This is a genomic window from Methanosarcina subterranea, assembly GCF_055385895.1.
Genome location: NZ_AP042426.1, coordinates 2,022,500 through 2,044,700 on the forward strand (window position 1 = coordinate 2,022,500; position 22,201 = coordinate 2,044,700).

Consider the following 22,201-nt stretch of genomic DNA (forward strand, 5'->3'; position numbering starts at 1 on the left):
AAATGAACTTTTTAAGATAGCTTGAGTTTGAGCTTTTTTGGTTCATAGTTTCCTTCTTTTCCATAAACGGTTTTGTGATATGGTTTGAAGATTCCTGAATGAGCTGTCAGATATGTAACACCTTATCTGCCATTTCTGATTCCGCGGTGATTTTTGAGAAACTTTTACGTTCTTTAAAAGTCCTGTATACCCTGAAAAGCATCAGTCCGGAAAGCAAAGATGCCAGAAAATCTGAGGCCGGATAAGCTGCCCAGACTCCATCCAGGCCATAGAAACCGGGAAGAATGACGACAAGCGGGATCAGGAAAAGAATCTGCCTGCTGAGGGAAAGAATGAAAGAGGGCCTTGCTTTCCCCAGGGCCTGGAAAAGTGTCATTGCGACCACGTTCAGACCTATCAAAGGCATTCCCAAGAGCATAATCATTACAGCCTCTTTCCCAACAGCCAGGTATTCCGGGTCGGCACTGAAAAGCCCTAGAATCTGTTCTGTGAAGAGATTTACGACAATAAAGCCAATGAGCCCGAAGGCTGTTGTTGCTATAAGAGCCAGTTTTACGGCTTCGGCTATCCTTCCGAATTGCTTTGCCCCGTAATTGTACCCTACAATTGGCTGCAGGCCAAAGGCCATACCCAGGAGAGGCAGGAAGATGAAGGAATTAATCTTTATTACAGTACCAAAAACAGCAATTGCGACATCTCCTCCATAGCTTGCAAGGGCATTATATACAAAGATCATCATAAGGCTGCTCGAAGCTTGCATAACAAAAGACCCGAACCCTATAGCTCCTATTTCTTTTATGACGCCCAGGTCTGGTCTCAGGTTTCCGGACTTAAAGTGCACAGCTCCTTTTCCTTTAAGGCAGTACTGCAGAAGCCAGCCTGAACTCACTGCCTGGGACATCAAGGTTGCTATTGCAGCTCCCTTCACACCCATCCCGAAGCCGAAGATAAAAAGTGGGTCAAGGAGGATGTTAAGGCCTGCTCCTATCAGCATTGCATTCATGGCAAGGCGGGCATTCCCTTCGGCTCTGACGATGTGCTGGACCGAGACTCCGAAGACAAAGAAAAGCCCTCCTGCAATTATGTATTCAAGATATTCCCTGGCATAGGGCAGGATTCCGGGAGTGGCACCGAAAGTTTCCAGAATAACATCCAGATAAAGAAGGCAGGGGACGGCAATAAGTACGCTGAGTATCAGACTCAGGGAAAAAACATTTCCGAGAGTTCTCTCGGCCTTTTCGATTTCTCTAGCTCCAAGGGCGCGTGAAATAATGGAAGACCCTCCTGTCCCGAGAACAATTCCAAAAGCCATGATTATCATCTGGATTGGAAAAGCTATCGAAAGCCCGCCTATAGCCTGGACACTTTCTACCCCATATGCCCTTCCTACAAAAAGGGTGTCCACAACATTATAGAGAGCCTGCACCAGCATTCCAATGATCACAGGGGTTGAAAGTTTGAACAGGAGCTTTCTTATGCTCTCTTTTCCCAGAAAATCACTTTTTTCTCCCATACACTATACTTCCGTCTCGTTTTTTACTGCACGTCATCCGGCCTGTGACATAGAGGCTTGAATTCAGGATCAAAGAGTTTAAGTGAAGCCTTACGGATTAGTAGCCTGAAAATTTCATTTTCTTCCGGTGTAAAATCCGAAAAAAGGGTGTCAATAAAAGAAACCAGCTTTTCAAGAATCACAACTCTCATTTCCATCCCTTTTTCAGTCAGGTAAACCCTGTAAGCCCGGAGGTCATTTTCGTCCTTTTGCCTGTGCACATAACCTTCTTTTTCCAGGCTCTGGATCGCCCTTGTGCTTGTTGCTTTGCTTACTTTCAGTATTTTCGCAAGAGTTTCTTGAGAGATGCCATCTCTATGGTATAAAATAAATAAAAACTCAAATTGTCCGCTTCCGATCCGGTAAGCTTCGAGTTCCTTTGTCATATATGCCAGGTGACTCCGGTAGATGTGGGCGATCGGGCCGAGAATTTCTCTTGGGTCTTCCATAATTTTTACCTTGCGTTGCATATAAGCTGGGAGGCTTTTTTAAATAAAGCCCATTTGCAAAATAATTGCACGTGAAACTAATCTATACCACATTCCATACAATTATGATGTATATAATAGTTACGCAGGAAACTAAATTAGAGCAGCAATTACCAGGTATCTACTTCCGATTTGGTAGGTTTCAGGTCTTTTAATACACATATGAGGCTTTGGAAGTATAAGAGGTTGGGAAGCATAGTTCGGCTTTCATAATTAGACCCTCATATTTATGAAGCCATGAAGTTTGTTCTAAATAAGAGCTATTTATAGAATAATTGCAGATGAAACTAATATAATAGCAATCTGCAAGAGATATATCCATAAAAAGAGTACGTATGAAACCTAATTCGAATAACAAAGAGCAAGTTTTCATCCGAAACACAAATTATTGAATTGATATATCTAAAAAATACACCGAGCCGATCAATAATAATAATGTTGTAATTAGATCTTGAATGCCTGACAGAGGAATTCAATAAACCATGACATTCAAAGTTTTCAGAAAAAACTGTAAGAAAAAGCCTGAAAAATAGGCTATGTGGAGAGAGTAAGGGGAGGAAGATTTGAGAATTTCTCAGAAAACTCCTGATTAAGAAGATTATTTTATTCTAATATTTCACAATTCACTCTGGAGATAAAACTTTTCCCAAAAACCGTTTTTATACTGATTGGTTTATATTTTTTAGCTGCCTTCATATTATAAATGGAGCTGTGACGAGCAGATCATTGTGTCTGATAATAGATACTTCATAGCTTTTATTAATTTCGAATAGTTTCATTATAACGAGAGTGGAGGCTCGAATATAGCCAGTTACTTGCAGCGACGTAACTGTAACTTTAGTTTGGGGGGAGTAAATGAGAAGTAAATTATTTGTTATATCGATAGCTTTTGCGTTTTTGATTATTATCTGGATAGTTGCATCAGCCTGACGGAAAACACGGCTCACGCAGTCTACCTCAAAGGAAATTTAAATAACAAGCAATGAATCAGGTGAGCCGTGGCCTGCAATATACGGGACAGGATAGTATAGAAGCGTTGGAACCTTAGTGACAGAGTTAAAATTATATTTATACGTGCGTAGCCCACGTTAAAGCCCTGTAGCCTCTTCACTGCAAATGTGACTCCGATTCATATCCACTGGACGGTATTGTTCATAGATACAAGTACAAAAGGAACGCCAGCAAACCGGTACTGGGACTTTGGAGACGGAACCAACTCGACCCGGCAGAATCCGGAGCACACCTACGCTGCTGCAGGATATTACAGGGTAACGCTTACAGTAAACAATGAATATGGAACGGACATGAAGAAGAGTGAAATAAATGTACAAAGTGACTCCCAAACGACCCCCTGCAGATTCAATTTTTTGATTCTTGTGATGATGTTGCTGTATCTCTTTAAAAAGTCAACCTAAAACCGGTGCCGACACGGATATATCTTATACGCTGGAAAAATCCACATTTCCAATAAAGATCCGGCACACTAATATGAGGGATGGCGCGAATAGACATTGTTTGCAGCAAGGTGGTAGCGTATAAACACCGTCGGTTAAGGCAGGGTACGCCAGCGCAGTTTTGACCTGCGAAATTATCTAGCTATAACAATTTTTCAAAAGGTGAGTTCATGCGACAAAAATTAACATTGGTTACTTTAGGAGTAAAGGATTTAAATACTTCTCTTAAGTTTTATCGAGATGGTTTGGGCTGGAAACCTTCTGATGCGAGTCAGGATAGTATTGTTTTCTTCGACTTAGGCGGTGTCGGTTTATCGCTGTATCCTAGAAATTTACTAGCAAAGGATGTAACTACAAGTCCTGAAGGAACAGGTTTTTCAGGTATTACTTTAGCGCATAATGCAAAGAGTATTGAGGAAGTAGATATGGTTCTCCATCAGGCTGAACAAGCAGGTGCACAGATTATTAAGAAAGCTCAGAAGGTCTTTTGGGGTGGTTATAGTGGTTATTTTGCCGATCCGGATGGTTATCTGTGGGAAGTTGCCTGGAATCCTTTTCTGGACTTCGATAAAAAGGATGCTTTAATATTTCCGTAATCATATCGAATAACAGATAGCCTTATGTAAGTTATCAGGCACTATGGACTTGCCCAATGCCTTTAATCTCTTTTTTCAGCCGAATACCCTGCAGCTTGTTGCAGGGATGAAAACTTCCCCCAAAAACTATTTTTATATGGATTGGTTTATATTTTTAGCTGCCTTTGTACTATAAGCGGAACTATGACAAGCAAATCATTGTGTCTGAGAATAGATACTTTATGGCTTTTATTGATTTTGAATAGTTTCATTATAACGGGAGTGGGGGCTCGATATATAATATAGCTTGTTGCTTGCAGCGGGCAGTTATAACTTTAGTTTGGGGGGAATAAATGAGAAGTAAATTCTTTTTGATAGCGTTATTTTTTCAATTTTTAATTATGATCTCCATAGTTGCATCAGCCGGACAGGAAACCCGTCTTGGAATTGGAGTTGGTCCTGATATTTATGGCGACAAAGTTGTGTGGTCGTCAAATGGTACTATTCATCTTTATGATATAACCAATAGAACTGACACCGAACTCAATTCGTCTTCTGCAAGCTATCCTGCTATCTATGGTGATAAAATCGTGTGGCTTGATAATAGCAGTGGAAATCCCAATCTTTGTGTTTATAATATATCAACCGATGGAAAATTCCTGATTACCGAAAATGTGACCGGTGGTGATACCTATATTCGCGGGAGTCAACCAGCTATTTACGGTAATATAATAGTGTGGCAAGAATTTATAGACAACGAAAATCCAGAGAACAGAACGTACAATGTCTATATGTATGACCTGTCTACATTCACCCAGACCCAAATCAGTAACTACGGATGCAGTTATGGGAGTCCTGATATCTACGAGGATAGAATAGTGTGGGCCAACGATAGCGGATTTTTCGGGGAAAGTGGTCCTATCTGGATGTATAATGTTTCCACTGGCAACAAGACAGAAATTGAAGCATGGTACTCATATGGCTGTGTGATATATGGAGACAAATTAGTATCTCATGAATATTGCGCTAATTATTACTGCATTATTGTATATGACCTCTCCACTAACGAAGGAAGTGGTGTTAACTCTCCGTCAGATCCTTTTGATCCTGATATCTATGGTGACAGGGTCGTGTGGCGGGATGAACGCAATTGCATGAGCGATATTTACATGTGCAACCTGTCCACTACCAATGAAACTCGCATTTCCACTAGCGGAAGGGCGTCTGTGCCCGCGATCTATGGGGACAGGATAGTATGGCAGGATAGGCGCACCAATCAAAGTGCTATTCACATGTACGACCTCTCAGCCGAACCCATAAAACCCAATGCATTCTTCACTGCAAACGTAACTTCCGGCGCATCCCCACTAACGGTACTGTTCACTGATACCAGCACAGGAGGAACACCAACAAACTGGTACTGGGACTTTGGAGATGGCATTAATTCAAAACACGCTCAAAATGCAACCCATACATTCCGGAAGGCAGGGGAATATACCGTCAGCTTAACGGTAACGAACGCTGCTGGGAGTGATATCAGAAGCGTGAAAGGGTGTATCACAGTATCAAAATGAAACAAAAAGAGATCAAGCCAAAGGGATTTCGAAACCTGAAGGATTCGAAAATACTGCCGGAAAAGATAAAAGAGCCAGTAACAGCGCAGCAACGGAATTAAACAAAGCCGCTTAAAGAAACCAGCATTACAAAGACAATAACCAGTAAAATGGACAGAAATAGAGCCAGGGCAGACCGCTCCATGCTTATGTCGTGTACAAACCTGCCGCCCACAACATAGAGATATAGCTGGTAAACTCCGAAAATCCCACCTGCAAAAGGAATCCAGAGAAGGGATGAAGCAGCAGAGGCATAGAGCACGAACCTTACAGTACCTTCATAAGTTCCTTTTCCCCCAAGCGTTTTTTGGATAATATGGAATAGCGTTGCGTCGAAAAATAGAGCGATAACGCCTGCTACCGGTGCCATAAGTGCAACTGCAAATACCATCAAAGAACTAAATCCGCTGACATTATAAACTCCGGGATTAAAAAGCAGGTAAAAAAGCGAGTATATGGCAACGTTGACTGCTGCAAAAATGATAGGATCAGTGTATCCTCCGGTCTTTGGCATTTCCCTGTAAAAATGAGATGGGCTTTTCATAACCTCTTTCCAGGTTCCGAGATAATCAAAAGATGCCATAATAAATAATCTTGTAAAGTATTATTTATATTTGACCTGTCAGAGTGTAAACATACCGGGAAATGGAATGACCTTCTCTGAGAAGTTATTGTGGATAGCGGTAGAAAAACTGTAACTTATCTTGATTCATTTTAAATATCCGGACGTCCGGGGGAAATTACAAACAAAATATAGGATCATCAGTACATCTTTTGCCATTCTTCCCTTTTCAAGCTCTATTTCCATTTATTATTTGTTTCTTAATTCTATTTCTCTAGTTATTATATGTCAGAAATAATAATCTCTTTATGATGCTAGGGGACTATTTACCGGTTTCTGGGGTTTCGATTGATGATGGCAGATGCCAGTGAAGTCAGTTCTAAAGAAAAGGGGTAATTAAACATGGGCGAAGAAATGTCAGGGAAAACTCAAATGCATCACGGCTCGATGTCCGAGATCTGGGAACTTCTGACCGAAGAGCAGAAAAGAGAAGTTGCATTAATGAAAATGGACATGAAAATACAATGGCTGGAAATGAAAATAAATAAAATGGAAAAAAAGATCGAGCTAAAGAAAAAATCCATAGACAATATTAAAAAGGTCCAGGGAATGATCAAAAAATAAGAATCAAGGAACCGAGAGCTGTATATTTTCAAAAAGACAGATAATCATCAAAATTTGTAAGCTCTCGATTCCCGGTCCTGATTTTGACTCCAAATTTCTATTCTGAGTGGAATACAGTTGATAGGAATATTTTGGGATTTGTCCGGCGAAATTTTACAAAATATCAACGCAGACAATAGCAGGCCAGCACCCTTTCATTAACGGAAATAAAAGAACTCGAATAGCTACCAGGATAGTGATTTTAAGAAATGAAGGATACGGGCTGACAGTTAATGATAAAACCCTTTTATAGCAGCTGTGGCAATGCCGGAGAGAAATATCTTGCTTGAACAGATCGTGGATTGGGTGAGAGAGAATTCTGTTTTATAAATATTTCTCGAGGCGGTGATTAATAGTATTTATTTCGCAATGAACTCTTAGTCTAATTTTTTGATGAATCCTTTTATAGTCTCGTCACTTCGATAGAGTGAAAATGTATAATTATCTTCTCCAATTTTAAAATTTTCAGAACTTACTCCTTCCACAAAGATTCTACTCTCATCACTATAACGTATTAGTTTTGAAAATGGTATTTTTTTATACTCTATCCATAACTCAAAATCTACAATAAAGCTTTCTAAGTAGTATACTTTGGAGTTCGGTGCTTTAATGCTATATTTATTTGGAATCTTGAATTTTATTTTCTTTATTTTTTTTGGTCCGTTTATTTCAATATCTTCATAAAGCTCAGGTTTTTTATTAATTACCTCTTCACGAAAGATTTCTTCAAAACTATAGCTTTCATCTTTGAATGAGAATATTTTTTCTTTTGACTCCATCTTAAAATTAGTTTCTTCATAGTTTGCGAGTCCCAGACTCGCATTGATAATACAAAAAAGATTGTTACAGATCTCTAAAGAATTTGCCATAAACCATGATTTCACATCATCCTTAGTTATCTCGCTTAAAACACGGGTTTCAATTCCGTAGTGTTCTGCTGATTTTTTAGCGGGCTCTGTAAAATCATTGGATGAAACTGCAATAACCTTATTAACTTTTATATTTGCGCATTTTAACACTAACTGCTCTATCCACGTAACATCTTCTTTAGAATCGCGATCTCGACACTCTACTATTATTGTAAGTGGTAAGTATCCTATATCAACTTTAATGGAGATATCTACTTCACGCCTTTGACCTGTAATTTTGTCTATAAAATCCTGCTTTCGGCAGGTAAACCTATAAATTAATATCATTAATTTTATATCTCTTTCTTGGTTATCCCATGGCAGAGAAAAACAGTAGTAGAAGAGTTGAATCCTCCTTAAAACGTACACGGTTCTTAGGTCACCTAGGTCTTATGGCTGGAGTTTTCCGAGAACTTGAAGTTGACAAACTGATCGATGAGAAACTTCCCAAAGAACGGAATCATAATGTTCCTCACTCAGTCTGCATCCTTGCCATGGTACTCAATGGTCTAGGTTTCATAGGGCAACGTCTGTACCTGTTTCCTGATTTTTTCAAAAACATTTCTACTGAAAGGCTTTTTGGAGACGGTATAACAAAAGAAGACCTGAATCAATATGCTATCGGAGAGACTCTTGACAAAATCGTAAAATATGGCCCTACAAAACTGTTTACGGAAATTACCCTTCACATTATGGCTCGTCTACCTATTCCTGTTCACTGTTTACACTCTGACACTACAAGTGTCAGCGTTTATGGTGATTATGAAGACGAAGAAACTGAGTCTATTGATATTACTTTTGGAATTCCCAAAAACGGAAGATGGGACCTCAAACAATTTGTACTGAGCTTGATTGTTAATCAGCATGGAATACCTCTTTTCATGAACACACATTCAGGAAATGCTTCCGACAAAAACACAATTCTGGATGCAATAACGTCTCTCAAATCAGTTTTAAGACCTGAAAGCAAAGTGTACTATGTCGCTGATAGTTCCTTTTACACAGACAATAATATCCAGAATATCGGAAAATCATTCTGGATCAGTCGTGTTCCTGCAACAATTTCCGAGGCAAAGGAACTGCTAACTGCAAATCTGAACCTGAAAACGCTAAAAAGTGATGAGAGGTACTCTTTTTATCAAACCTTTGTGGAATATGGCGGAGTCAAACAAAAGTGGGTTTTGCTGCTTTCTCACAAGATGAAGGAGAAGAAAGAGAAAACTCTCAGGACGAAACTTGACAAAGAGGTTGAAAAAGCAGAGAAGGCTTTTAAAAAGCTGAAAGGAGAGGACTTCTTCTGCGAAGAGGATGCATCAAAAGCTGCAGAGAAATGGATTAAAGAATTCCCTTCTATTGTTTTTGAAAAAGTTGATTTGAAATCCATTAAAAAACGTGAATCAGGTAAAAGAGGCAGACCTTCTAAAGATGAGGAATTAAAGACTTATTTCAGGATTGATGGAAGCATAAAGGTTAATGATGCTTTTGTTTTGAATGAAATGGAGAAAATGGGACTTTTCATTCTTGCGAGTAATGATATCACTCTTTCTCCGGGAGAGATGCTGAAGTATTACAAAGGACAGGACAATGTAGAAAAAGGATTCCGATTCTTGAAAAGTGATACATTTAGCATATCGAAAGTCTACCTAAAGAATAAAAGCAGAATTGAAGCACTGGCTATGACAATGGTTCTCTGCTTAATGATTTATTCAATTGCAGAATGGAAATTAAGGACAAAATTAGAGGAAGAAAATGAAACGGTTCCAGATCAAAAAGGAAAGCCAACAAAAAGACCTACGATGAGATGGATATTTGTCAATTTCCAGGGAATTACAGAACTTATTTCTCAGAAAGAAGGTGAAGTAAATTCAGAAATACTGAATATGGAGGATCTTCACTGGAAGATATTGGGTCTCATGGGAGAGAAATATGAAAATATCTATCTCTAATTACGTTAACCTGCCGAATGTAGGATAAACTTCTACTTTTCATATTTCTTTTAACTCCTACGTTTCTTTTTTAAAGAGCGTGATTGGACAGAGATCAAAACTCCTGACAACAGATAAATTTATTTTCTAAACTGAAATTAGATGAAATTTACATGACGAGTTTACATAGTACTCCGTGCCAGGCGGTTTTTAAAGAATAAATGTTTAAAATCATGAAGAAATAAAAAAATATTAATATTATCTCACAAAGGAGAAATATTGTAGAATGACAGCTAATCGGTTAACACTATTTATAGCGTCTAAATGAATGACAGCTAATCAGTTAGCACTATTTATAGCATCTAAATAAACGACATTATCGCATAACTTATTAATTAAGTTTTTTTCGTGGCTTACAACCAGTACTCCAATATTCAGTTCTTTGACTATATCCAGGACTATATTCCAGATCTGAGCCTGAGTAATAGCATCTACCATTGTTGTTATTTCGTCAGCTATCAAAAATTTAGTTTCAGGGCTTAAAGATCTTGCAAGGGCAAACCTTTGAAGCTCACCTCCGGAAAGTTCATTGGGCCACCTGTTAAGCCAGCTCTTTTTTATTCCGAACGAATCTAGAATGTCCTGTGGAACAATATGTCCTTCATTTAAAATATCTTTCATTTTCCATTTAGGGTTTACAGCTTTTTCCGGGTGTTGGAAGACAAGCTGGACTGGGTTATATCCCTTCGAAGGAACTTTTTTTCCGTCAATAATTACATTTCCTTTATGGTTATTTTCGTAACCAGCTAGTATTTTACATAAGGTTGATTTGCCACTTCCGCTATCTCCAATCAGCCCCAATACCTCTCCGCGGTCTACGGATATATTCACATTATTTAAAATCAAATTGTTTCTTTTATATCCGAAACTGATATTCTCGCCTTTAAGACACATTATTGCACCTCACCACTCCTCCGTTGACATCTTTAAATTGAGGAATACCTTTAGAGCAAAGGACATTCTTTTTAGAGCACCTTTCGTAAAAGATACATCCGTCAGTAACTTCGTCCTGCATTGGTTGATGGCCTTTGATTGCCTGGAATTTGTTCTGAGGGAGTGCGTTCCAGAGTGCCCGGGTGTATGGGTGCCTTAAATTTTCACCGTTATTTTTAAAATCTTCAACGTTAGCTACTTCTAAAACCGTGCCTGCATAGAAGACTGCGATTTTATCTGATATTTTTAATGCAGCTTCTATATCATGAGTTATAATTATCACTGCACAGCCTTTATTTGCCATATCTTTGAAGTAGCTCAAGGTTTCATTCAAAGTTTTTTCATCCAATCCCGGAGTCGGTTCATCTGCAATTACGAGCTTTGCAGAGCTTATTACGGCGGTTGAAACCAGGACTCTTCTGGTCATCCCTCCTGAGAGCTCATGAGGGAACATCCTTTCAACTTCGGGTTTCAGGCTGTACCTCTGGAAGATTTCCCTCTGGAGCTTCTTCATCAAGCCTTTATTTTCCTCTTCAACGCATCCTATTACCTGGTTGGAAACCCTCATTAAAGGGTCCAGATAGGTAATGGATTGAGGGACCAGGGCTATTTCTTTGCCCCTTATCTCCTCTTTTCTTCCCTGAGTAAGTTCCTTACCGTCATATTCAATCCTACCATTAAGTATTGCATTGGAAGGTAAAATTCCTAATATTGCATGTGCAAGAAGACTTTTTCCAGACCCGCTCGATCCAACGACAGCCAGAATCTTTCCACTATAGGCTTCTATGCTCAGATCAGAGATCACTTTTAACTCGGTTTGCCTGAGCCCTGAAGCATATTGAATGAACGATAATGAGAGGTCTTTTACTTTTAACAGGGCTTCAGTTTTCTTATTTTCTTCAGTGCAGATTTTAGCTTTACTTCTCATATTCCCACCTTTATTTTTTCAGCTCTATTTTCATACTCCCATTTTTTAAATCAGAATTCTAAAACGAAATTCTACTTATGGAATCGAAACATTACATATCCCTGAGCCAATTTCTACTGCAGCATCATGGTTGTCAAGCAAGAATTTTCTTCAACGAACCCATCATAGAATGAGTGAAGTTGAGTATAACTCACTCATGAGCTTTTTTTGGATCTATCAATTTTCCCAGGTTATCTCCTATCATGTCAAACGCCAGGACTACAATTAACAGCGATAGTCCAGGGAAGAACGCAAGCCACCAGTATCCGGCTGAGAGGTACTTCATGGACTCAGATAGGATTATACCGATTGCCGGCTCGTGAGGGGAAAGCCCGAAACCAAGGAATGTTACCGAAGCTTCATGCAGGATAGCGTGCGGGAACATTAGAATCGTGCCAAGCAGTATCTGGGGGATAAGGTGAGGAAAGATGTGTTTTGTTGCTATCCACCATCTGGACTTGCCAAGGTTTCTGGAGATATGAATATATTCCTGAGTTTTTATCTGTTTAATCTCCACTCTTACGACTCTAGTCAGGCCTGTCCAGTGCGAGAATGCAACTCCAATAATTACCCCTGTTGCTCCTCCTCCCATTCCTATGGAAATAAGGATGATTAAAAGGAGGTGAGGGATTGAAAGAAACAGGTCTACTATCCAGGAGACAAAAGAGTCTGCAGTCTTTCCAGCACTTGAGAGCAGGCCCAAAATTACGGCAAGTATAGTGCTAATTGCAGAAGCAAAAGCTCCTATCATTATGCTTAAACCGAGCCCCTTCACGGTTCTTATAAACATATCCCTTCCCATCCAGTCAGTCCCGAAAGGGTGTTCCGTTGAAGGGCTGAGGTTTTTCGAGCTGAAATCGGTCTGTAAGGATTCTTCTCCCAGAGATACGCTGGAAACAACTATTGTAAGCAATAGAAGTGATGTGAGGCCTATCATCAGAAGCGTCTTCTGTCTCAGGTTCAGCCCTCTGAAAACTCCTCTGTTAACCGTTACAACAGCAGTACTCATAATGTTGCCTTCTGCTGCTTTATTCTGGGATCGACAAATTCATAGATAATATCAGCAATCAGGTTTCCGAAAAAGACAAACAGGGCACTGATAATAACTATACCTAAAAGCAGAGGCACATCAGACCTTAGCCCTGCTGCCACTGCAGCCTGTCCTATTCCGGGGTAGGAAAATACCTGTTCGACCAGGACTGCACCTCCAAACAGTTCGCTGAACCCTAAAAATTGCAGGGTGATGGCAGGAAGTGCAACATTTCTTATTCCGTGCCTTAAGACCAGGTCCAGCTCTTTTTCACCCCTTGCCTTTGCAAATAATACATAATCGCTTGACATGACTTCTATTAATTTTTCCCGGGTAAACATTGCAATCTGTGCTACTCCGAGCAAACTCAGGGTAACTGCAGGGAGAATTAAATGCCGTACCTTATCAAATAAAGTCACATTCCCAGCCGTAACCCCTATGGGAACACCCAGACCTATAGGGAACCACCCAAGGTACACTGAAAATACCATTAGCAGGACTAACGCCAGCCAGAATGTCGGAGTAGCGGCCAGAGTATAACAGTAAGTCTTTATTGCTCTATCAATCCATGTTCCTTTCTTTATTCCGGCTATTATCCCCAGAGTGAAACCCAGAATTCCTGAAATCAGCCATGAAACTGCCATAAGGGTAAAAGAAGCTGCAGACCTTTCTTTAATCACGTCAATAACAGGAATCCTGTAAATTAGAGAAACTCCAAAGTCTCCTTTGAGAATATTTCCTGCCCAGTTCAGGAATTTTTCCTGCGGCGGCGTATTAACTCCCCAATATTCTTCGAGTATAGCTTTGTGCTCTGCACTCACTGTCATTTCTCCGATGTAAGCCCTAACAGGATCTATAGGCGAGTACTGAATGAGCATGAAGCTTACAAAACAAACTACAAGCAGAAGACTTACCAACCTGAGTAGTTTTTTCCCTGCAAAGCCCACTATTTTTTCATTGTCCAGCACGTTATTCCCTCACATACAGCTATTATATAACAACTCTATTTCATCTCGAACGTAAATGTTATGAATAATATGATAAATTTTCATACTCAATGATCGAAATAAACTCCTACAGCATATTTTCCAATTATCTCCCAACAAATCCCGGTCCCAGATTAAAAAATAAAATGAGTGATATTTCCAATATCATCTTATTATGATAGTAATATCCCTCACCTTAAGCCGGTCACTGTTTGAAATTAGATCATCCATTTTGAAGTAGGATTATTCACTTTAAGTCGAGCCGGACGCATCTATCCTTGTCCACTCGTAGATATTTCCTAAAATATCTGATCCGGCATTCTTTTCCGGAGTTCCCATATCCACAGTTTCATCCACTGCGTAGACGTAATCCATTGTTACAAGCCACAGCCATGTTGCATCCCCTGCAGGCCCAAAACCGGTATTTCCATCATATGCAGCTAACTGCCAGTTTTTGGTAGCCTGATCCTGGTCTGAAGTTCTCAAAGCTGTTTCCAGATACCCGTCTACAACAGGATTGCTGTAAAGGCCCGGGTTTCTGTATGTATCATCGGCTTCTTTAGTATGGTATTGCAGGTACAGATTAAAAGTATCTATACTGCTGTAGGCGTATAAAACGGCTGAACTGTACTGGTTTGCGTATATTTCATCCCAGTTTGTACCGACAAGATTTATTTTTATACCTAACTTTTTGGCCTGCTCACTTACGGCTACTGAAAGAGCCTGCCTTGTCTGGTCAGATGAAGAGTAATACAGTTTAAATTCTGCTCTGGTCCCATCTTTTTCCCGGATTCCGTCGCCATCTGTGTCCTTCCAGCCTGCATCTTCAAGTATTTTTTTAGCTTCTTCAAGGTTCGAATCATTGATCCTGGCTTCCGGGTTTCCAAAGACTCTCTGATCCACACCTGTATACTCTACATCTCCCTTTCCGTATATTACCCCGTCAAGTATTGCTTTTCTGTCAATTCCCGTGTTTAATGCTTTTCTAATTGCTATGTCTGCTGTTACGTCATTACCTATAGGGTCTCCTGAAAGGCTTTTTTTGCCGGTATCTTTCTGCATGGGGAAAGAAATCCCGAATGCTCTTGATGAAGGAAGTGATGTTAAATCATAACCATTTATGGTTTGATTTGCGTGGGTAATATCGATTTCAGCTATATCTACATCTCCAGACTTTGCAGCTGCAAACGCAGTATCCTTATCCAGGAATAACATGGTTATTTTTTTGAAGTACGGCTTCTGTCCATAGTAATTGTCATTGAGTTCAAATATTGCCTGTTGCCCTTTGTTCCACTGTACCAGTTTATACGGACCTGACCCTATTGGGCTGGCTCCATAGGTTTCTTTTTTATAGGCATGTTCCGGCACAATTCCGACATATCTGAGCCTCCATATGAAACTGGACTGGGGCTCTTTTAATTTGAATTCAACTGCCGTCTCGTTTATTGCCCTGGCGTTTTCAAGGTTGCTCATGTCGAGCTCCGAATTACTTCCTATTGCCGTATTGAATGTAAATGCTACGTCTTCAGCTGTTAACTTCTCTCCGTCTGTGAATTCGACATCATCTCTTACATTTACAGTCCACGTCTTCCCATCAGGACTGACAGAGTAACCTGTAGCAAGGTCATTTATTATATTGTTATCATCAGCTGATTTGAAAAGAGTACTCTGTATTAACGGCTCAAAATTCACATGACCGCATCCCCATCCCAGAAGAGGGTCAAATCCTGTTTCCGGTTCTCCTGTATGTGAATATACATTTACTACCAGTTCGTCGGAAGCCTGGGAAGTCGAGCTGGCTGATGCAGAGCCTGACTCTGAGCCTGGTGCAGAACCAATCTCAGAACTATGCGTCGAACTGGATACGCAACCGGATATAGAAGTGATAATACCAATAACTGCTATAATTACTATTAATGTCCCCACATACATATGTTGCTGGTTTTTCTTGATCGGAATTCCTCCTGATTTATAAGTGACCTGAATACTCTCCACTTAAGTTCGTAGCGATATTCAATGAATCTGTGTTGAAAGAACGGGAGTTTTTTGAATAATAATTTTAATGGAAATCTGTATACGTGTTACTTTTCCTCAGAATAATGTTAAATGATTAAAACCAATTTTTCTATAAGTACTTTGCTATAAATGCGTAATATTTAATCTAAATTTTAGAAAATTTAGTAACACTAAATCTAAATTTCTAATTCTTGCTGAGTTTTTATAGAAGTATTCTATGGATGAAAAATATAATTTTTTGTTATCAAAAATAGGGAGTATTAACAGTCTCCATTTTCAGCTCAATATTAAACGATTTTGATTCTAGTCTACTGGATAAAAAGAGTCTCCCTGAGTGTATCTAATAAATAAAAGGATTTGAGATGTTCACTCAAATCCCTGTTTGGTCTCATTTGCTATTTGGTCTCATCTGTTTGGTCTCATGAATGCTTCCATTCCAGAATATTGCCAAAGATATTTGCACCATGAGGCTGTATTCTGGGAGTTCCGATATCCAGATCTTCGTCCATTATGTAGACGTAATTGATGGTTGCCATCCACATCCAGGGGGCGTCCCCTTTTTCTGAAAATCCCGTTGTCCCATCCCAGGCAGCCAGCTGCCAGTTCTTAATAGCCGTATCCTGATCAGAACTGGTTATGGCTGTTCTCAGGTAGTTGTCCACAACAGAATTATTGTACATTATTACGTTGTTATGGGTTGAAGGATCGTAGCTTTTACTGTAGTATCTTAAGTATATGTCAGTCGGATCCAGCGAACCATAACCCCAGACATTTGGAGTTGAATAGCAAAGGGTGTAAATTTCATCCCAGCTTTTACCCTCGACTTTAATATTTATACCCAGTTTTTTAGCTTCCTCTCCCACCGAAACTGCTAATGCCTGTCTTTCCTGTGCACTGGCAGGATATGTTAACGTAAACTCGGCTTTTAAGCCATTTTTCTCAACAATACCGTCGCCGTCAGTATCTGTCCATCCGCCTTCGGCTAAGATTTTCTTTGCTTCCTCTATATCTCCGTCTTCGAAAATAGCTTCTTTATTGCCCCAGGGTAATTTATCTACACCTGTAAACTCTTCTTTTCCCTGTCCGTTTAAGGCTCCATCGATTAATGCCTGCCTGTCTATTCCGATATTCAGGGCTTTTCTTATTGCAGGGTCAGAAGTTACGTTGTTTCCAATTGTATAGCCGTTTTCAGTTTTCTCGCCATTATTCGGATTCATCGGGAAACTAATTCCACGGGCATCAATAGAATCAAGAGAAACTATTTTCATTCCATCAACTTTCTGTTTGGCGTAAGAAGCCGGAATTTCAGCCAGGTCGACCTGTCCTGCTTTTGCTGCTGCAAAAGCAGAGTCTGATCCCATAAAGAGCATTGTTAACTTTTTGAAGTACGGCTTCTGTCCGTAATAATCCGGATTTGCTTCAAAGATTACCTGCTGCCCTTTATCCCACTGCACAAACTTATATGGGCCCGAGCCTATCGGATTGGATCCGTAGGTTTCAGCATTGTAAGCATGTTCCGGGACAATGCCAACTGCTGTGAGTTTATTGACAAAAGTAGCCTGTGGATCATTTAGCTCGAATTCAACCGTGTAATCATCGGTTGCAATAGCCTCTTCAAGCAAGGATAAATCAGTTCCACCACTGGCGTTTGCTGCCGTATTGAACGTGAAGGCTACATCCTTAGCTGTTAAAGGTGTTCCATCGTGAAATTTAACATCGTTCCTTATTTTGACAGTCCACCTAAGTCCATCATCACTAATTGCATAATCCGTAGCCAGATCATTGATCAGATTTGCCTTACTGTCCCTTTTGAAAAGAGTGCTCTGAACCAGGGGTTCACTGCTTTTGCCCCAGCCTGTAATTGGATTAAAGCCGGCTTCGGGCTCCCCTCCATGAGTCCCTACGGCTGCAACCAGTTCGTCAGATGCGAGGGAATTCAGTTCTTCAGAACCCTGAGATCCCGTTTCTCCGGCAATCTGGGAAGCCTGTTCAACGGATTTGGAATCTGCAGCAGGGCTGGACATAGAGCTGACAACAATGGCAGCTGCTATAATTACGATTAGTGACCCTATGAGCAAATATTGCTGATTTTTCTTAATCAAAACTCCTCCAAAGTTTTTATCCAAATCTGGATTATTTTTACGATGTTTTTTCTTGACTGTAAAGGGTCTGAATATTACTTTTCAATCAAATAATTATAATTAAGTATTACTTTTTGAACTATATTTAAGATAAACTGAAATGAAACATTTTTGTATAAATACTTTCCTAAATGAATGTATTACTGAAATGTATATTTTGGTTATATATGTAACATTAAATGTGAATTTTCGCTCATATGTGTGTTTTTATTGGCTACAGTAATAAACTATTGAAAATGAGCCAAAAATTCGAGAACATTAGACAACCTCAGTATTCACAGATTCAGTACTCACAGATTCAGTACTCACAGATTCAATATTCATAGAGCTCAGGACTCAAAGATCCAAATTTCAGGATTTAAGGGCTTAAAAATGTAAGATTAAAAATCTGAGGACTTGGGATACCAAAATTAAGAATTTCAAACTTAATGTACCAAAATATCAGAAAATGTTAGTTATAGAACAGTATTATATCTTCATATTAGATAGAAAAAGAAATATAGAAAAAAACTACAAAGTTATTAAATCTCTTATGAGGTAACATGACTGATATAGAAATAATAGACCTTGATCCGGAGAATATTGCTGACTATGGGGTTTGTGGATACAAAGATGTGAAAAAGCATATCGAGTTAAGGAGAAAAATAGATTGGTTTAAAGAGTATTACCCGAGAGGACTGAGAATAAAAGTAGTCTTCTCAAGAGAAGGCGGTTACCAGGGCATGATTGAATATATCCCCGGAAAATACGCGCACCGCCCGGTAGATACAGAAGAATATATGTTTATTCATTGCATTTTCGTCGGATTCAAAAACGAGTTTAAAGGAAAAGGCTATGCTTCTTCTTTGATTGAAGAGTGCATTAAAGATGCAAAAGAAGCAAACATGCAAGGTGTTGCAGTTGTTACAAGAAGCGGCTCATTTATGGCCAAAAAAGATATTTTCTTAAAAAAAGGTTTTGTTCTGGTTGATGAGGCTAAACCTGATTTTGAATTACTGGTTTTAAAATTCAACCAGAGAACCGCTGATCCGAAATTTAAAAACATGTCTGTGGACATGAATAAATATGCAGAAGGCTTGACAGTCATCCGTTCAGCCCAGTGCCCATACTCGGTAAAAAATGTGGATGCTATTTTAGGAACTGCAAAGGACAAATTGAAAATAAAGGCTAACCTGATTGACATTAAGAACGCAGATGAAGCTCAACAAACCCCATGTGCTTTCGGGACCTTCTGTATTATTTATAATGGCAAGGTTATCAGTCATCATCCGATCAGTAACACAAGGTTTGAAAATATTATGAAGAAGATGATGAAATAAATAGATGGATATCTGGTGAATACTTGGTAAAATACATCGATGATTGAGACTGAAAAGCAGGCTAACTAGCAAAATATGAAAACATTTTTCGTTTCGTAAAGTACTTTATGGAACATGAAATTCTCTATCATTGAAGCGCATGACAGATCTGCTGATGTCTATGACGACATGAGTGTACTGGTAGAATACCACGGGCATGAAGTGCTTTTTGGTCTGGCTTATGAATATTTATCTCCTGGGGATACTGTCCTTGATATTGGTATTGGCACCGGGCTCAGTTCATACCTGTTTCATAAGGCTGGTCTCAGGGTATACGGGATTGACGGCTCGGAAATAATGCTTGATCTGTGCAGGAAAAAAGGGTTCGCTACGGAACTCAGGTTGTTCGACCTGGCAGCCGAGTGCTGGCCCTATGAAGATGCAAAATTCGATAATGCAATAGCATGTGGAATATTCCATTTTTTTGATAAACTTGACATATTCTTTAAAGAAACAGGCCGAGTTATGAAAAAAGGTGGAACCTTCAGCTTTACCGTCATGGTATCGGAAGAAGATCTTTCACATTATACAGATGCCGGATCAGGTCTCTCAATATATTTTCATAACGATCCCCAGGTTATTGAAATACTAAATAAATACGGCTTCTGTTTGTTGAAATGCATTACATTTTTTATATATAAAGAACCAGACAGAAAGGAAAAGTTAATGTTTAGAGGATATCTCACAAAAAAGGTTTGATCATCCTTTTTAATAATTCCTTCCACAAAAACAGGAAAATCACCCTGCAAGCTCCTGGAAGCCTTTTGCCTGCGTTTACTTCATTTCTTTCATAATTAAGCAGTTTTTGCCGGAAGAAATAGGCCAAACCCAAACCCAAAAACAACCCCGGACTCTGATGCCTTCCTGAAGAATAATCTTCCCGCTATGCCTCCCTACTACCAGGACCAGGATAAAATCTACTTCGCTGTAGATTAAAAAAGAATATGCACAAAAACACCAATCAAAAACAAAAGTTTAATAAAAAGAAAAGCATATGTCCAAATGTTTATAAATTACTAAAAACCCTGTTTTTCTTGTATTTATAAAGGGTTTGATAATTTTCCAGCAAGAATTTTAGCCCCGAAAAAGGGCTTATTTCAGGCATTTTCTGGCCAAATAACGGAAATTTTTGCCCTATTCGCGAGCAAGATCCACTAAAACAAGGATTGAAACTAATCTAATCTATGCTTTTCCTACTTCTTTTTCTCATTCGCGAGCAAGATCCACTAAAACAAGGATTGAAACTAATTTTTCTTTGCATTTTCGGAATGCCACTTCCTATTCGCGAGCAAGATCCACTAAAACAAGGATTGAAACTGATTATGTCTTATGCTTCGGTGCAAATCTTTCGGATTCGCGAGCAAGATCCACTAAAACAAGGATTGAAACAACCAAAGGCTGAAACGTCAAAACCTAAGCCTCTAATTCGCGAGCAAGATCCACTAAAACAAGGATTGAAACTTTGGATCGTTTGTCTTATGCGGTCCTGCTTTATATTCGGTATTCGCGAGCAAGATCCACTAAAACAAGGATTGAAACAAAGCATTAGACGAATGCCTAAAAAGACCATATGTATTCGCGAGCAAGATCCACTAAAACAAGGATTGAAACCTCTCCTGCAATGTGGGATCCGTAGCAGACTCAAAATTCGCGAGCAAGATCCACTAAAACAAGGATTGAAACTTTTGTCTGGGTTGTCCCAGAAGCCGCCAACCGGATTCGCGAGCAAGATCCACTAAAACAAGGATTGAAACGAGTTGAATAATACCCTCCAAGTGTCGGACTATTCATTCGCGAGCAAGATCCACTAAAACAAGGATTGAAACCTATATACTAAGTTACAAGGAAGGCGCAACAAAATGTATTCGCGAGCAAGATCCACTAAAACAAGGATTGAAACTACAGAAAGGCTTTCCTACTGCTGCTTTCACCTGTATTCGCGAGCAAGATCCACTAAAACAAGGATTGAAACTCCACCACTTCCCACCGCCATAAGCGTTTTCGGGGTGATTCGCGAGCAAGATCCACTAAAACAAGGATTGAAACTCTTAATCACGTTTCCGTTTGCTATACTATAGTATATTCGCGAGCAAGATCCACTAAAACAAGGATTGAAACCACTCTACAAGAAAATATAAGAGTTTATCGGGGAGAATTCGCGAGCAAGATCCACTAAAACAAGGATTGAAACCCGATCCTTCCACGACCGAAGGTTTCCAGAGTTCGAATTCGCGAGCAAGATCCACTAAAACAAGGATTGAAACTCCGCTATTTTGATAGAAGAGATATGATAATTTTCTTGATTCGCGAGCAAGATCCACTAAAACAAGGATTGAAACAGGACTCCTGCTCTTTTGTCCTGGTCCTTGTGGTTTATTCGCGAGCAAGATCCACTAAAACAAGGATTGAAACTTTTTGTTTCTTTGGTATCTGTTGGGTGTGCGTCTTATTCGCGAGCAAGATCCACTAAAACAAGGATTGAAACGTGGACTTCCCAAAATGTTCTTTCCGGAGGGAAGCATTCGCGAGCAAGATCCACTAAAACAAGGATTGAAACTTTCAACACTGAGATTTTCTAGCTGCTTTTGTAATTTATTCGCGAGCAAGATCCACTAAAACAAGGATTGAAACTAATCTTTTCCATGAACACCTTCTAACGCTTCTTGTTATTCGCGAGCAAGATCCACTAAAACAAGGATTGAAACCCCCAATAAAATACAACAGAAATTATTAGAACAAATTCGCGAGCAAGATCCACTAAAACAAGGATTGAAACATCGGAAGGGCGGTTGAAACTTCCTCACCCATTCCGGATTCGCGAGCAAGATCCACTAAAACAAGGATTGAAACTATCCTCGTCTCGCAAGTACTTATCTGTTCTAAAATTCGCGAGCAAGATCCACTAAAACAAGGATTGAAACATAAATATCCAAATGTGATAAGAGTGAGGACTACCAATTCGCGAGCAAG

General features: G+C 39.5%; 17 protein-coding genes and 1 CRISPR repeat array (1 of these 18 only partly in view). Of the genes, 7 read left to right on the top strand and 10 right to left on the bottom strand.

What is annotated here, in order from left to right:
* Positions 1–106: 106 nt before the first annotated feature.
* Positions 107–1,513 (bottom strand): MATE family efflux transporter, encoded by a 1,407-nt coding sequence (locus ACZ5A8_RS08915; protein WP_464533419.1) that lies wholly within the window; start codon positions 1,511–1,513, stop codon positions 107–109.
* A 23-nt stretch (positions 1,514–1,536) separates the two neighbouring features.
* Positions 1,537–2,001, bottom strand: coding sequence for a MarR family winged helix-turn-helix transcriptional regulator (locus ACZ5A8_RS08920; RefSeq protein ID WP_464533421.1), 465 nt, complete (start codon positions 1,999–2,001; stop codon positions 1,537–1,539).
* Between the two features lie 1,187 nt (positions 2,002–3,188).
* On the opposite strand from ACZ5A8_RS08920, the gene ACZ5A8_RS08925 reads away from it, so the two are divergent.
* The 3 genes from ACZ5A8_RS08925 (at position 3,189) to ACZ5A8_RS08935 (ending at position 5,643) form a co-directional block, all read left to right on the top strand.
* The gene (locus ACZ5A8_RS08925; protein ID WP_464533422.1) at positions 3,189–3,455 is read left to right on the top strand and encodes a PKD domain-containing protein; all 267 of its coding nucleotides are present in this window, start codon (positions 3,189–3,191) and stop codon (positions 3,453–3,455) included.
* A gap of 209 nt (positions 3,456–3,664) precedes the next feature.
* Positions 3,665–4,090: a VOC family protein gene (locus ACZ5A8_RS08930; RefSeq protein ID WP_464533424.1), complete on the top strand. Its 426-nt coding sequence runs from the start codon at positions 3,665–3,667 to the stop codon at positions 4,088–4,090.
* Positions 4,091–4,422: 332 nt separating this feature from the next.
* Positions 4,423–5,643: a PKD domain-containing protein gene (locus ACZ5A8_RS08935; RefSeq protein WP_464533425.1), complete on the top strand. Its 1,221-nt coding sequence runs from the start codon at positions 4,423–4,425 to the stop codon at positions 5,641–5,643.
* 97 nt (positions 5,644–5,740) lie between these two features.
* Here ACZ5A8_RS08935 and ACZ5A8_RS08940 read toward each other — a convergent pair whose 3' ends face one another.
* Positions 5,741–6,265, bottom strand: a complete 525-nt coding sequence (locus ACZ5A8_RS08940; protein ID WP_464533427.1) for a YIP1 family protein — start codon at positions 6,263–6,265, stop codon at positions 5,741–5,743.
* 381 nt (positions 6,266–6,646) lie between these two features.
* On the opposite strand from ACZ5A8_RS08940, the gene ACZ5A8_RS08945 reads away from it, so the two are divergent.
* The gene (locus tag ACZ5A8_RS08945; RefSeq protein ID WP_461650506.1) at positions 6,647–6,868 is read left to right on the top strand and encodes a hypothetical protein; all 222 of its coding nucleotides are present in this window, start codon (positions 6,647–6,649) and stop codon (positions 6,866–6,868) included.
* Positions 6,869–7,284: 416 nt separating this feature from the next.
* Here ACZ5A8_RS08945 and ACZ5A8_RS08950 read toward each other — a convergent pair whose 3' ends face one another.
* Positions 7,285–8,103 (bottom strand): restriction endonuclease, encoded by an 819-nt coding sequence (locus ACZ5A8_RS08950; protein WP_464533428.1) that lies wholly within the window; start codon positions 8,101–8,103, stop codon positions 7,285–7,287.
* Positions 8,104–8,132: 29 nt separating this feature from the next.
* Here ACZ5A8_RS08950 and ACZ5A8_RS08955 point away from each other — a divergent pair, with 29 nt between their 5' ends.
* Entirely contained in the window at positions 8,133–9,761 is a 1,629-nt protein-coding gene (locus tag ACZ5A8_RS08955; protein WP_464529695.1) for an IS1634 family transposase, read from the top strand.
* Positions 9,762–10,079: 318 nt separating this feature from the next.
* On the opposite strand, the gene ACZ5A8_RS08960 is transcribed toward ACZ5A8_RS08955, so the two are convergent.
* From ACZ5A8_RS08960 to ACZ5A8_RS08985, 6 genes are all read right to left on the bottom strand, one after another.
* Positions 10,080–10,694: an ABC transporter ATP-binding protein gene (locus tag ACZ5A8_RS08960; RefSeq protein WP_464533430.1), complete on the bottom strand. Its 615-nt coding sequence runs from the start codon at positions 10,692–10,694 to the stop codon at positions 10,080–10,082.
* Positions 10,684–11,661, bottom strand: coding sequence for an oligopeptide/dipeptide ABC transporter ATP-binding protein (locus ACZ5A8_RS08965; RefSeq protein WP_464533431.1), 978 nt, complete (start codon positions 11,659–11,661; stop codon positions 10,684–10,686). Before ACZ5A8_RS08965 ends, ACZ5A8_RS08960 begins: the two co-directional genes overlap by 11 nt.
* Before the next feature lie 190 nt (positions 11,662–11,851).
* Positions 11,852–12,709 carry an ABC transporter permease gene (locus tag ACZ5A8_RS08970; RefSeq protein WP_464533433.1) on the bottom strand — a complete coding sequence of 286 codons (858 nt, stop codon included), beginning with the start codon at positions 12,707–12,709 and terminating at the stop codon, positions 11,852–11,854.
* Positions 12,706–13,698 (bottom strand): ABC transporter permease, encoded by a 993-nt coding sequence (locus ACZ5A8_RS08975; RefSeq protein WP_464533434.1) that lies wholly within the window; start codon positions 13,696–13,698, stop codon positions 12,706–12,708. The genes ACZ5A8_RS08970 and ACZ5A8_RS08975 overlap by 4 nt, the downstream gene beginning before the upstream one ends.
* A 270-nt stretch (positions 13,699–13,968) precedes the next feature.
* Positions 13,969–15,648 (bottom strand): ABC transporter substrate-binding protein, encoded by a 1,680-nt coding sequence (locus ACZ5A8_RS08980; protein WP_464534074.1) that lies wholly within the window; start codon positions 15,646–15,648, stop codon positions 13,969–13,971.
* 503 nt (positions 15,649–16,151) lie between these two features.
* Positions 16,152–17,756, bottom strand: a complete 1,605-nt coding sequence (locus tag ACZ5A8_RS08985; RefSeq protein ID WP_464534075.1) for an ABC transporter substrate-binding protein — start codon at positions 17,754–17,756, stop codon at positions 16,152–16,154.
* 659 nt (positions 17,757–18,415) lie between these two features.
* On the opposite strand from ACZ5A8_RS08985, the gene ACZ5A8_RS08990 reads away from it, so the two are divergent.
* Positions 18,416–19,192 carry a YoaP domain-containing protein gene (locus ACZ5A8_RS08990; protein ID WP_464533436.1) on the top strand — a complete coding sequence of 259 codons (777 nt, stop codon included), beginning with the start codon at positions 18,416–18,418 and terminating at the stop codon, positions 19,190–19,192.
* A 114-nt stretch (positions 19,193–19,306) separates the two neighbouring features.
* Complete coding sequence (locus ACZ5A8_RS08995; RefSeq protein ID WP_464533437.1) at positions 19,307–19,930, top strand: class I SAM-dependent methyltransferase; 624 nt, start codon at positions 19,307–19,309, stop codon at positions 19,928–19,930.
* Between the two features lie 437 nt (positions 19,931–20,367).
* Positions 20,368–22,201: direct repeats of the CRISPR family, unit length 37 nt; unit sequence ATTCGCGAGCAAGATCCACTAAAACAAGGATTGAAAC; it runs 746 nt beyond the window's last position.

Excerpts from the sequence above, each read along its gene's own strand:
- ACZ5A8_RS08915 (WP_464533419.1), bottom strand. The coding sequence starts at position 1,513 with ATGGGAGAAAAAAGTGATTTTCTGGGAAAAGAGAGCATAAGAAAGCTC.
- ACZ5A8_RS08920 (WP_464533421.1), bottom strand. The coding sequence starts at position 2,001 with ATGGAAGACCCAAGAGAAATTCTCGGCCCGATCGCCCACATCTACCGG.
- ACZ5A8_RS08930 (WP_464533424.1), top strand. The coding sequence starts at position 3,665 with ATGCGACAAAAATTAACATTGGTTACTTTAGGAGTAAAGGATTTAAAT.
- ACZ5A8_RS08935 (WP_464533425.1), top strand. The coding sequence starts at position 4,423 with ATGAGAAGTAAATTCTTTTTGATAGCGTTATTTTTTCAATTTTTAATT.
- ACZ5A8_RS08940 (WP_464533427.1), bottom strand. The coding sequence starts at position 6,265 with ATGGCATCTTTTGATTATCTCGGAACCTGGAAAGAGGTTATGAAAAGC.
- ACZ5A8_RS08945 (WP_461650506.1), top strand. The coding sequence starts at position 6,647 with ATGGGCGAAGAAATGTCAGGGAAAACTCAAATGCATCACGGCTCGATG.
- ACZ5A8_RS08950 (WP_464533428.1), bottom strand. The coding sequence starts at position 8,103 with ATGATATTAATTTATAGGTTTACCTGCCGAAAGCAGGATTTTATAGAC.
- ACZ5A8_RS08955 (WP_464529695.1), top strand. The coding sequence starts at position 8,133 with ATGGCAGAGAAAAACAGTAGTAGAAGAGTTGAATCCTCCTTAAAACGT.
- ACZ5A8_RS08960 (WP_464533430.1), bottom strand. The coding sequence starts at position 10,694 with ATGTGTCTTAAAGGCGAGAATATCAGTTTCGGATATAAAAGAAACAAT.
- ACZ5A8_RS08965 (WP_464533431.1), bottom strand. The coding sequence starts at position 11,661 with ATGAGAAGTAAAGCTAAAATCTGCACTGAAGAAAATAAGAAAACTGAA.
- ACZ5A8_RS08970 (WP_464533433.1), bottom strand. The coding sequence starts at position 12,709 with ATGAGTACTGCTGTTGTAACGGTTAACAGAGGAGTTTTCAGAGGGCTG.
- ACZ5A8_RS08980 (WP_464534074.1), bottom strand. The coding sequence starts at position 15,648 with ATGTATGTGGGGACATTAATAGTAATTATAGCAGTTATTGGTATTATC.
- ACZ5A8_RS08985 (WP_464534075.1), bottom strand. The coding sequence starts at position 17,756 with ATGTCCAGCCCTGCTGCAGATTCCAAATCCGTTGAACAGGCTTCCCAG.
- ACZ5A8_RS08990 (WP_464533436.1), top strand. The coding sequence starts at position 18,416 with ATGACTGATATAGAAATAATAGACCTTGATCCGGAGAATATTGCTGAC.
- ACZ5A8_RS08995 (WP_464533437.1), top strand. The coding sequence starts at position 19,307 with ATGAAATTCTCTATCATTGAAGCGCATGACAGATCTGCTGATGTCTAT.